Annotated in this window: 10 protein-coding genes, 5 pseudogenes and 1 other annotated feature; of the genes and pseudogenes, 9 read left to right on the top strand and 6 right to left on the bottom strand. The window is 60.6% G+C overall.

The window, feature by feature from the left end; genetic code table 11:
• The 3 genes from J6525_RS45680 to J6525_RS45690 form a co-directional block, all read left to right on the top strand.
• On the top strand, positions 1-318 hold a 318-nt coding region (locus J6525_RS45680; RefSeq protein WP_225649527.1), incomplete at its 5' end, for a DUF5372 family protein.
• A 164-nt stretch (positions 319-482) separates the two neighbouring features.
• Positions 483-956 (top strand): helix-turn-helix domain-containing protein, encoded by a 474-nt coding sequence (locus J6525_RS45685; protein WP_225649528.1) that lies wholly within the window; start codon positions 483-485, stop codon positions 954-956.
• 270 nt (positions 957-1,226) lie between these two features.
• Positions 1,227-3,293 carry a recombinase family protein gene (locus J6525_RS45690; RefSeq protein ID WP_225649529.1) on the top strand — a complete coding sequence of 689 codons (2,067 nt, stop codon included), beginning with the start codon at positions 1,227-1,229 and terminating at the stop codon, positions 3,291-3,293.
• 25 nt (positions 3,294-3,318) lie between these two features.
• On the opposite strand, the pseudogene J6525_RS45695 reads toward J6525_RS45690, so the two are convergent.
• From J6525_RS45695 to J6525_RS45710, 5 genes and pseudogenes are all read right to left on the bottom strand, one after another.
• Positions 3,319-3,974, bottom strand: a pseudogene (locus tag J6525_RS45695) (helix-turn-helix domain-containing protein); the annotation flags it as partial.
• A 219-nt stretch (positions 3,975-4,193) separates the two neighbouring features.
• Positions 4,194-4,577 carry a patatin-like phospholipase family protein gene (locus J6525_RS45700; protein WP_225649530.1) on the bottom strand — a complete coding sequence of 128 codons (384 nt, stop codon included), beginning with the start codon at positions 4,575-4,577 and terminating at the stop codon, positions 4,194-4,196.
• Between the two features lie 314 nt (positions 4,578-4,891).
• A complete protein-coding gene (locus tag J6525_RS45705) occupies positions 4,892-5,287 on the bottom strand; it encodes a hypothetical protein (RefSeq protein ID WP_225649531.1) in 396 nt (131 codons plus the stop codon).
• 163 nt (positions 5,288-5,450) lie between these two features.
• Positions 5,451-5,534 (bottom strand): annotated as a pseudogene (locus J6525_RS47820) (hypothetical protein); the annotation flags it as partial.
• Positions 5,507-5,752, bottom strand: a complete 246-nt coding sequence (locus J6525_RS45710; protein WP_225649532.1) for a hypothetical protein — start codon at positions 5,750-5,752, stop codon at positions 5,507-5,509. The pseudogene J6525_RS47820 and the gene J6525_RS45710, both read right to left, overlap by 28 nt.
• Positions 5,753-5,804: 52 nt before the next feature.
• Here J6525_RS45710 and J6525_RS45715 point away from each other — a divergent pair, with 52 nt between their 5' ends.
• From J6525_RS45715 to J6525_RS45740, 6 genes and pseudogenes are all read left to right on the top strand, one after another.
• Positions 5,805-5,939, top strand: a complete 135-nt coding sequence (locus J6525_RS45715) for a helix-turn-helix domain-containing protein (RefSeq protein ID WP_225649533.1) — start codon at positions 5,805-5,807, stop codon at positions 5,937-5,939.
• A gap of 46 nt (positions 5,940-5,985) precedes the next feature.
• The gene (locus tag J6525_RS45720; protein WP_225649534.1) at positions 5,986-6,387 is read left to right on the top strand and encodes a hypothetical protein; all 402 of its coding nucleotides are present in this window, start codon (positions 5,986-5,988) and stop codon (positions 6,385-6,387) included.
• Between the two features lie 295 nt (positions 6,388-6,682).
• Positions 6,683-7,822 carry a glycine amidinotransferase gene (locus J6525_RS45725; RefSeq protein WP_225649535.1) on the top strand — a complete coding sequence of 380 codons (1,140 nt, stop codon included), beginning with the start codon at positions 6,683-6,685 and terminating at the stop codon, positions 7,820-7,822.
• Between the two features lie 65 nt (positions 7,823-7,887).
• A pseudogene (locus J6525_RS45730) lies at positions 7,888-8,009 on the top strand (IS3 family transposase); the annotation flags it as partial.
• Positions 8,010-8,061: 52 nt separating this feature from the next.
• Complete coding sequence (locus tag J6525_RS45735; protein WP_225649536.1) at positions 8,062-8,838, top strand: toll/interleukin-1 receptor domain-containing protein; 777 nt, start codon at positions 8,062-8,064, stop codon at positions 8,836-8,838.
• Positions 8,839-9,103: 265 nt separating this feature from the next.
• Positions 9,104-10,051, top strand: a pseudogene (locus tag J6525_RS45740) (IS3 family transposase); the annotation flags it as partial.
• Positions 9,398-9,514 (top strand) — a sequence feature (AL1L pseudoknot). It overlaps the preceding pseudogene by 117 nt.
• Here the strand turns inward: J6525_RS45740 and J6525_RS47825 are convergent.
• Positions 10,052-10,419: pseudogene (locus J6525_RS47825) on the bottom strand (DDE-type integrase/transposase/recombinase); the annotation flags it as partial.

Below are 10,419 nucleotides of genomic sequence, written 5' to 3' on the forward strand. Positions count from 1 at the left end.
CCTTGGCAAAAGTTGTCGACTGCAGGTCATGCGGGTACGACCCGGCAGGAGGTGCGGATCACGCATCCTTTTCATCCGCTTTGCGGCCGCAAGTTCGAACTGATCTGCCGGCGCCGTCATTGGGGCGAAGACCGGGTGGTCTATGAGGGCCAGAACGGTCGACTTTGCACGATCGCGAGCGCCTGGACCGATATCGAGCCACCCGATGAGTTCCGGCTGATCGCTGCGGGTAGAGCAGCCTTTTGCGTGGTTGACCTGTTGGCGCTTTGTGACGCGCTGGACCGGCTCGCCGAGAGCATGGGCGCCAGCGATGTGTAAATATAAATATGCCGCGCATGTAAAGATAATAATGCCATGCTGTCGACGTGGTGCCACGTGCTATTACTTAGATAACAGCCTAGTATCTTCATTTTGCGTCAACATCTCCATTGACACTCAACATATAGAGGCGTATTTATATTTACGTCAGGTTGAGGCCGAGCATGACCAGGGCGCAGAAGCGGGATCCGAAGAGCGAAGCGCTCGCGCTAGACGGCGTCCTCAATCCAAATCCGGAAGCCGTCCGCGACACATCGTTCGTCAGCAACCCGTTCTTCGATGCGAAGGACCTGGTGCAGGTGCGTTACGAGATGGTGCGACGCCACCAGGTCGACGGCGTTGCGATCAGCGAGGCCGCCGAGACATTCGGCGTCACGCGGCCGACCTTCTACAAGGCGCAGAGCGCCCTGCAGACCGCCGGGCTTGCCGGCCTGTTGCCGAGCAGGCGCGGTCCCAAAGGCGGCCACAAGGTCTCCGCCGAGGTCGTTGCGTTCGTCGACGCTCTCAAAGTTGCAAGACCCGAACTGACGACGTCGCACTTCCTCGACGCGATCGAAGCGCGGTTCGGCGTCAAGGTGCACCGACGCAGCCTGGAGCGCGCGCTGGCGCGCAAAAAAAAACCACTCAACCCAGCCTGATCGTCGCGCCTGCGGACGCAGCAGGCGGCTACGAGAAGCTACGCGCCGCCGCATTGCGTGCCGAGTTTACGGCTTGCCCAGGTCTCGCCATTCTTCGTCGACGGGGATTGGCAGCGTGGATCCGAGCACGCGGACAGGAGGTCGATGCCGTGGCGGCCTGCCACGACCATCGGCTCGCGCACTCGGCCCCGAACGATCCGTCGCCCGCAACAAGCGACGTCACACGCCTCATCGCCGGCATTCTCGTCGCCATCGCAATGGAGCCCTTCCATGCCTGAGCTTAAAGTCACCGCCGACCATCTCAAGCGCGACGCCTACCTCTATGTCCGCCAATCGACCCTTCGCCAGGTTGCCGAGCACGGCGAGAGTACCCAGCGCCAATATGGGTTGCGGGATCGAGCAGTTGTGGCCGGCTGGCCTGTCGATCGCGTTCACGTCATCGATCGCGATCTCGGCAAGTCCGGATCAAGTACGACAGCACGCGACGGCTTCCAGCAACTGGTGAGCGAGGTGGCGCTTGGCAAGGCCGGTATTGTCATGGGGCTGGAGGTCTCGCGCCTTGCGCGCAACTCGGCTGATTGGCACCGGCTCATCGAGTTGTGTGCATTGACGGCGACGCTCATCCTTGACGAAGACGGTATCTACGATCCGGCCAGCTTCAACGATCGCCTCTTGCTCGGCCTCAAAGGTACGATGAGCGAGGCCGAGCTGCACATCCTCAAAGCACGCATGCGTGGCGGTCAGCTCAACAAGGCCCGCCGCGGCGAGCTCGAGATGTGCCCTCCGGTCGGTTTGGTTTACGGGAACGATCGGACCATCGGCCTCGATCCCGACCTCCAGGTGCAGAACGCAATCCGCCTCGTGTTCGATACCTTCGAGCAGACCGGAAGTGCTGTCCAGACAGTCCGCTTCTTCCGGCAGCAAGGTTTGCTGTTCCCGCGCCGACTCCGGACGGGGCCGAACAAGGGTGATCTCCTGTGGGCGGCGCCGCACCATGCGCGCGTTCTGCAGGTGCTCCACAATCCGCGCTACGCTGGCGCTTTTGCGTATGGCCGAACGCGCATACGGCATCGGCCTGATGGTGGCACCACTGTCGTCAAGGTTGCCAGGGCCGATTGGCAGTTCGTCATGCCCGGGATGCACCAGGGCTACATCGACTGGGAGCGCTTCGAGGCCAACCAGCGGCGGCTCGCCGACAACGCACGTGCCTTCGGTGGCGAGCGGCGGTCGGGACCGGCGCGCGAGGGACCGGCGCTCCTCCAAGGTCGCGTGGTCTGTGGCCTGTGTGGCGAACGCATGGGTGTGCGCTACAGCCAGGAGCACGGCTGCACCGTCCCAACCTATCTGTGCCAGGCGAACGCGGTACGTCGTGCGGGATGGACCTGCCAAACTGTTCCCGGGAAGATCGTCGATGCGGCGATCGCAGACCTGATGATCGAGCTGATGACGCCGATGACGCTGGCCGTCACCCTTGAGGTGCAGCGCGAGCTTCAGGCGCGCTCCGCAGAGACCGATGCAGCGCGTCGCCAGCATGTCGAGCGGATGCGCTATGAAGCCGAGCTTGCGCGTCGACGCTACATGAAGGTCGATCCCGACAACCGACTCGTCGCCGATTCACTTGAGGCGGAATGGAACGACAAGCTGCGCCGTCATACCGATGCCGCCGAAGACTACGAGCGCCGGAGCAAACAGCAGGCTGCGGCACTCAGCGCGGAAGCCCACCGACGCATCCTTGACCTCGCCGAGCAGCTCCCGCGGATCTGGCAAGATCCGCGCGTTGACTCCCGCGAGCGCAAGCGCATCGTGCGTCTGCTCATCGACGACATAACCTTGATCAAGTCGCAAACGATCACGGCCCATGTGCGCCTGTCTGGCGGCGCCACGCGTACCTTGGTGCTCGACCGGCCGTTGCCGATCGCCCAGATCCGCAAGTTCAAACCTGAACTCGTCGCCGAGGTTGATCGGCTTCTTGACCATCATTGCGATCGCGAAGTCGCCGAGATTCTCAATAATCACGGCTGGTGTACATGGGAGGCAAAGGCGTTCAGTCTGAAGAAGGTTGCCTTCATTCGCTGCGCCTACAAACTTGCGAGCCGATATGTGCGGCTGCGTCGACGTGGTATGCTCACGACGCGCGAGATCGCAGCCAGGTTCTGCGTCTCCGAGACGGCCGTACACACGTGGGGTCGCCAGGGGCTCATCACAAAATGCTATACCGACAGCCTGAACCGTGGCCTGTGGGAGATCCCGCCTGGCATGACGATCCGCAAAGGCTGCGGTGGGCGCGGCGCCCGCCCGGCGCAGCTCACCGCCATCACCGCGCCATCAAAGGAATGAGGTGCAGTATGAAGCGCTCGCCTTGTCTGATCACTGCGACCTTGGTATTGTCCGGCACCAGCAGCGCCGGCACGCCGCCGATCGCCTCGAAGGCGCCGACGTGGCCGCTGATCCAGTCGGCGAGCCCCTGCGTCCAGGTCGCCTGCGCGTAGGTGAAGCTCGATGCGCCGAGCACCGCGACGAAAATCTGCGCGGCGCGTCGCTCGCCGGTGAACCGGTCGATTACCACCGGCACGCCGTCGCCGGCATAGTCGACGAACAGCTTGTCGCCGGCCGTATGCGACGGGCGCATCGTCACCGAGAGGCGGCCTTCCCAGGCGCGGTAGAGCTCGCAGAACCGCGAATAACGATACCCGCCGGGTTCGCCCGCGATGTACTCGTCCCACAGGATCGACAGCGTCACATGCTTGCGCCGGAGTTCGCGGTGTACCGCCGCCCAGTCCGGCTCGGCCTGCCGGCGATGGCCCCGCCGGGTGCCGGGACCGGCTCCCGCGCTGGCGAACAGCCGGGCTTCCAGCGCAGCGTCGGTGATGTCGTCGGGCAATGGCCAGGTCAGCCCCGCCGCCTCGAACCGGTGGATCGTCAACCGCACCGTCGAAGGGGCGTCCCCACCCGCCGCGCAATCTCGCGGGTCGGCATCCCGGCCGACTTCAATCTGATCACATCGCGCACATGGCGCATCGCAAACCTCTCCGTTGGCATCCAGGTCCCCCTTCGCAAAGCCGAAAGGCGGGACCGTATCGGAGCCAGAAGAGGCCTCGTCACCCCGGGTTCGCCCTTGCGATACCCCGGGCGACATCATCCCGGAATGGTGGGCGAGATCATCTCGGAATGGCGGGCGACATCAAATCGGAACGGTGGGCGAGATCATTCCGGAATCGTGGGCGACATCGAGCGGAATCAGCACATGGAATCCCTGGCAGCATTCACAATGCTCGATGGGTCCCATAAATGCTGATAGTTCTTGGGATCTATGACGAAGCTGGTCATAGTCCTGCTGATGCTTCCTCCCCAATCTGGACCGAACACGGTGTTTATGGGAAAGCGCTTATAGCCTTCGTCGTCTCGAAACACGCCATTCTTGAAGAATTGATAGGTCTTCTCCGCCCTATCTTCATTTTCAACTTTATCAAACTGATTATAAACGATCCCAACCCAGGCACCGATGCAGGACAATGCCCACACATCAAAGGTGATGCCTGCCTTGGCAAGAGCTTCCAGAACCCCAATGTGCAGTCCTGCGGCCGGACCGCCACCGCCGAGCGCAATTGCTCTCTTCACCATTGGTTCCTCCATCCAATTGTTCGCGTAGCTTATTCTCCGATCAAGCTTTTGAAGCGCGTAAAGATGAAGAGATTAGTCGTCCTTGGATCATTGGAGAGCATCCGCAGACGCTCTTCCGCACTGAATGCGATTGAACGAAATTAGAAAGGTTGATAGATCGCAGCATTGCAAAACGCGATCAGTGCGAACGATCGGTAGCGCCGATGTTGGACGCTTCTCGAACACGCTGATCGCACAGGCGCACGTCTGCGAAGAACTGCGGTCAGTGTATCGCGGTCTGGCCTGTCCATCTGTGAACCAGTTCACGAAGATACTTATCGATGACGGTGGCAGTATCTGTCATTGCGCACCGACTGATCGAACAGCAGCAACGTCCCGTTGGCCGCTTCCTCGCCCTGAACGGGCGTGACGCTGGCCTCGTGGTCAAGCTTCATCTTGAGCAGGCGTTCCACCGTGTAGGATTCGACGTCGGCATCGATGACGGTATGATGAGTAGGACAGAGCAGAACGAGATTGCCCTGGCCGTTCCGTGCAGCATCATCCTGGCTTGCATCGAAACGCGGCCCCTTGGGGCTGGCCGCGGCGATGTGACAAATCTCGCCGATAACGGTTTCTCCCTCGGTGATAGGAGACGTGCATTTGGGAAATGCACAGCGGTTGCCGGATTTCGAGAACAAGATTTTCAGAAGCGGGGAGCTGTAGGCGCTCATTTCGAATATCCCTCTGCTTCCTTGATACGCCACTGCCGGTCGCGAGCGGCTTCCGCCTCGCTAGCAGTGCCATAGGGCGTGGTGCGCACAGTCCCTCCCCGACCGATGCGCCCCGCTCGGGGATGACGGCCCATTCGCCGAACAACGTGGGCTGCACATCGATCTTGTAGAACCGTGCCATGTTCTCTTCTGCATCGATACGGGTGAGGTAGTGGGCTGTCATACCGGCGGCCCCATGTAGCGGCATTCCAGCTTTATCTTGTGCACATTGCCGAATTGGTCGAGCACGGCGAGCTTGACCGGCAATTTCTCGCCGCGCTTGCCCCAAACGGGCTTGAGTATCAACGTGAAGGGGATATGCCCGATCGCGCCTTTCGGGACAGTGTTGCGAGAGCTGTGCATGCCGTTGGCGCCCTCGACCATCAGTAACTTTGTCGCGGCCTCGGTGTATCTGGGCCAGATCACCTGAATATCGCTGGGCTAAGGCCGAGCCAGGGCGACCGCAAGAGGCCAACACATGGGCCGCCCACCGAAACTGACGCCCGAGCAGAAGCGCGAGGCCTTGGCTCGCCGTGAAGCTGGTGAGGCCCCGGCCGAGATCGCCCGCAGCTACAACGTCAACCGGATGACCATCACGAGGCTCACGCCATGACCGGTTTTCTACGACAACAACGGTCCAGGACCGTATCGATGTCCTGGTGCCGTACCTGGGTGACGTGGGAGGACTGAAGGTCGACCACCGAGATGGCAACGTCCGCAACAACGCTCCGCAAAACCTGCTGGCCTCCTGCGATATCTGCAACACCTATCGGGTGGACCCAGCCCGCGCGGCGGTTGGCAGGCAGCGGTCGCTGACCATAACGCTCAATGCTCAGACGTTGACGAGCGCTGCCTGGGCGAAACGCATCGGAATCAAGATCGCACCTGCACAGCAGGATCTTGTCGTGGCCGCTCGAAAGGGCACCGACAGAGCCGGCTCGAAAGCATGCTCTGCGGGAGCCGAAGCAGATCAGCATATGATGGACGAGTTGTTCAATTCGTCGGCGGTGATCGCGCCCGGGCAAGCGGCCGAATTGCGCCGAGCAATGCTCGTAAACTAGCATGTCGAGAGAACCATCACCGCGCGCCGACGGGCTGCGCGTATTCCGCGAGGCCAAGTTCGAGCGAACGCAGACGTAGAACCGGGAGCCCAATGCCCGCGATGCCACCGAGACAGGCGATAGGTAATACGTCATCGCGTAGTGGCGGACCTCCCAAGTCAGATAGGTTGAATACGTGGTGCAGAGCACGTATGCGGCAACAGCGCACCGCGCATCTGACCTGTCAACCAAAGCGGGTGATCCGTGCCCCATTCAGTGAAGCAGAGAGCGGAAGATCGCGCTGCTGGGAGGTGTCATGACCTTGAATTCGTACGATGAGTGGTCGAGATTGAACGAAGTCGTAGTGGGTACGGCCACCAATTATACGGCTCACGATCGCGAACTCTCTTTCGATCTATTCTTTCATGATAATCTGAAGGGGCGCTCGGAGTGGTATTATCCGCGTCTGGCGGCAGCAGGTACGCAAACTGACGCACGGGTCCGCCATCGGATCAAGGACCGGTACCTTGATGAACTGAATGAGGACGTCGAAGGAATTGTAGACACGTTGCGAGCGCTTGACGTGACCGTGCATCGACCGATGACGCTCGATGTGTCCAGCGTTGAGGTTCGTACCCTTGCTTGGTCAGCGGCGGTGGTGCCGCCGCTCAATGTCCGCGACATAGCGTTGGTGGTTGGAGACGAGGTGATCGAGACCCCTCCCATGCTCCGATCGCGATACTTTGAGACCCAATTTCTCAAACCAATCTTCGCGTCCTATTTCGGCGAAGGCGCGCGATGGTCGGTGATGCCGCGCCCATTGATGACCGACCGGTCATTCGATCCTTCCTACGTCCTATCAACGACCGGCGGCCCAATAGAACCGATCCGCCATCCCCGAGCGCATCCCTATGACGTTGGCCTAGAGATGATGTGGGATGGTGCGCTGTGTTTGCGTTTGGGACGCGATCTGGTCGTAAATATCGCCACCGAGAATCATGCGATGGCATGCGATTGGCTAGAGCGCCATTTAAATGGACGATTTCGGATCCACCGTGCCTACAAACTGAGCGATAGCCATATTGATAGCATGGTCTTACCGCTTGCACCGGGGCGGCTGCTCGTGCGGTCTCGCGAGGTGGCCGATTATTTGCCAGAAGCAATGCGCAACTGGGACATGATAGTCGCGCCCGAACCACTCAAAAACAATTTCCCAACTTACGACGACGACGATCTGCTGTTGTCCAGTCTTTACATAGATATCAACGTCCTTTCGGTCGCTCCTGACCTCGTTTTGGTCAACGATGCCTGTCCCGAACTGGCTCGGATTCTTGAACGGAATCGCTTTCAGGTGGTCCCGGTTCGGCACCGCCACAGGCGGCTCTTTGGTGGGGGATTCCACTGCTTTACCCTCGATATGGTCCGCGAAGGCGGGCCGGAGGATTACTTCAGCTAGTACGACATATACGTAATCGTCTGCTCCCAGGTCGACGATCGGAATGCAGCTGTTTGGAGGGGCCGGATGCCCGCGCCTCGATCGGCCGACGCTCGCCTTCTACAATGGTCGGAGTCCCCATTCGAGCCTTGATGGTGGCCCCGGATCAAGCTTACTTCGTCCGCTGCCGTTCCGCGCGGTAGCCTAGCCGTCGCAGAAACTGTCCTCCCAAATCGTCAAGTCAGAGCCTTGAAGTGTCCATGACCAAGCCGCTCGTTTTTCTCAGCCACATCAACGAAGAAGCCGAATTGGCAGGGTTGTTCAAAACGGAGATCGAGCGGGTATTTTTGGGCATGATCGAGGTGTTTTTGTCCTCTGAAGACACAACCATCGCGGTTGGTTCAAGGTGGCTGGACAAGATCACAGAGGGGCTTCGGTCTGCGCAGGCAGTCATGATCCTATGTAGTCCCATCAGCATCCATCGCCCGTGGATCAACTTCGAGGCAGGAGGAGGATGGGCTCGCGACATCACGGTCGCCCCCCTTTGTCACTCAGGTCTACGGTTTGTGCAGCTTCCGTTGCCGCTCAACTTGCTGCAAGCGGTTAAGGCGCATGACGCTGAGGGTCTCGGGCGTCTCTTCGCGATGCTTGCGGCAAAGCTGAACGCGACGATCCAAGCCATCGACGCAACGGGCTTCACTCAGACGGGCTTCATTCAGAAGGTGGTTGCGTTTGAGGACAAGTATTCACTCGAAGTGAAAGCACTCCCACACTTGCGCACTATCCAAGCCGCATGGCCGGAACTGATTTCGGCCATCGAGGGCGCCAGCGGCGGACCAGTGAACGTCCAGAACGTCGCAGAATGGCGGGAAACTGCGATCCGATTGGCGCTCGAAGCTCTGAAGAAAGATAAGTTCCTCGACTATGCCGATGGAACCACATCGATGACCATCGGGGGTAGCGGCAGTGGGATGACCGGCGATCTGGTACTGGCTCCAACGTCTTCGTTGACCACGATTGTGGGGCGCCGGTTTTAGCCACTTCCTTGGTACACAAAGCTGGTACAAAGAATCTTAGAAGGGCGACAAAAAACTGAATGTTCTCAAGGTTGTCTGGATTGCAGACGCCAACACCTTTCCTGGGCACCATCGCCCTTCTAAGAGCGTGAAATCCAAAGCAAATTAGCAAATTCAATGGCTTACTCGCTCCTCAGTGGTACAGAAGGGTGGTACAATGCCGTTGGCTAGGTTGAACCGCCTCGGGATTGCCGGAGGCCCCAACTCCTGAAAAGGTGGGGCCGTTATGAGCAAGACGACGACGAACAAATTTTCAACTGAGGTCCGTTCCCGCGCGGTACGGATGGTTTTGGATCACGAAGGCGAGCATCCGTCACGCTGGGCGGCGGTGTGCTCAGGTGTGCTCAATTGCCGCGAAGATCGGCTGCACGCCACAGACGCTCAATGAGTGGGTCAAGAAGGCCGAGGTCGACAGCGGCGCACGGGTCGGCGTTCCGACGGATGTTGCCGAGCGTCTGAAGGCACTGGAGCGGGAGAACCGGGAGCTCCGGCAGGCCAACGAGATCCTGCGCAAGGCATCGGCGTATTTTGCCCAGGCGGAGCTCGACCGCCGGTTCAAGCCATGATCGCCTTCATCGACGATCATCGCGAGGCTTACGGGGTCGAGCCGATCTGCAAGGTGCTGCCGATTGCCCCGTCGACTTACCATGATCACGTTGCCAAGCGGCGCAATCCAGCCAGACTTTCAGCCCGCGCCAGGCGCGATGCGGCGCTGAAGGTCGAGGTCCGCCGCGTGTTCGAGGAGAACTTCTCTGTTTACGGCGTGCGCAAGGTGTGGCGCCAATTGCGGCGCGAAGGTCGGGATGTCGCCCGCTGTACGGTGGCGCGGCTGATGAAGGAAATGGGCCTGCAAGGGGCGATCCGGGGCAAGCCCGTGCGCACCACGATAAGCGATCGCGTGGCACCCGGTCCGCTCGACCACGTCAACCGCCAGTTCCAGGCGCCGCGCCCGAATGCGCTGTGGGTGTCCGACTTCACCACCTATGTCGCCACCTGGATTGGCTTCGTCTATGTCGCCTTCGTCGTCGACGCCTATGCCGGCCGCATCGTCGGCTGGCGGGTGTCGCGCAGCGCTCACGCAGGCTTTGTGCTCGATGCGCTCGAACAGGCGCTGGCGGAGCGGAGACCGCTGCGCGGCGGAGGCCTCGTCCACCATTCCGATCGCGGCGTGCAGCCCGCGATCGGAGTGGTGGATCAATCCAGCTTCCGGTCGTTGCTGTTGGATCGCCATCGTCAGGGCCGATGAGGCGAGTTCCGTGCGCATGTGATCGCCCATGGCCCAGCCGACGATCTTACGGCTGAAGAGGTCCATCACGGCCGCCAGGTACAGCCAGCCTTCCGCGGTCGGGATGTAGGTGATGTCGGCGAGCCAGACCCGATTCGGAGCAGGCGCCGTGAAGTCGCGCATGATCAGGTTCGGTGCGATCGGCAGGTCATGACGGCTGTCGGTGGTGCGAACCCGGCGTGGTGGCGCCATGATGGCTCGGATGCCATGCCGCTGCATCATCCGCTCGATCCGGCCACGGCTGGTGCCGCGTCCCT

Origin of the sequence: Bradyrhizobium australafricanum (assembly GCF_020329495.1) — a bacterium.
Lineage (GTDB): Bacteria > Pseudomonadota > Alphaproteobacteria > Rhizobiales > Xanthobacteraceae > Bradyrhizobium > Bradyrhizobium australafricanum.

What these genes read in the sequence shown, in the direction of transcription:
- J6525_RS45685 (WP_225649528.1), top strand. Translation starts at nt 483, where the DNA reads ATGACCAGGGCGCAGAAGCGGGATCCGAAGAGCGAAGCGCTCGCGCTA.
- J6525_RS45690 (WP_225649529.1), top strand. Translation starts at nt 1,227, where the DNA reads ATGCCTGAGCTTAAAGTCACCGCCGACCATCTCAAGCGCGACGCCTAC.
- J6525_RS45700 (WP_225649530.1), bottom strand. Translation starts at nt 4,577, where the DNA reads ATGGTGAAGAGAGCAATTGCGCTCGGCGGTGGCGGTCCGGCCGCAGGA.
- J6525_RS45705 (WP_225649531.1), bottom strand. Translation starts at nt 5,287, where the DNA reads ATGAGCGCCTACAGCTCCCCGCTTCTGAAAATCTTGTTCTCGAAATCC.
- J6525_RS45715 (WP_225649533.1), top strand. Translation starts at nt 5,805, where the DNA reads ATGGGCCGCCCACCGAAACTGACGCCCGAGCAGAAGCGCGAGGCCTTG.
- J6525_RS45725 (WP_225649535.1), top strand. Translation starts at nt 6,683, where the DNA reads ATGACCTTGAATTCGTACGATGAGTGGTCGAGATTGAACGAAGTCGTA.
- J6525_RS45735 (WP_225649536.1), top strand. Translation starts at nt 8,062, where the DNA reads ATGACCAAGCCGCTCGTTTTTCTCAGCCACATCAACGAAGAAGCCGAA.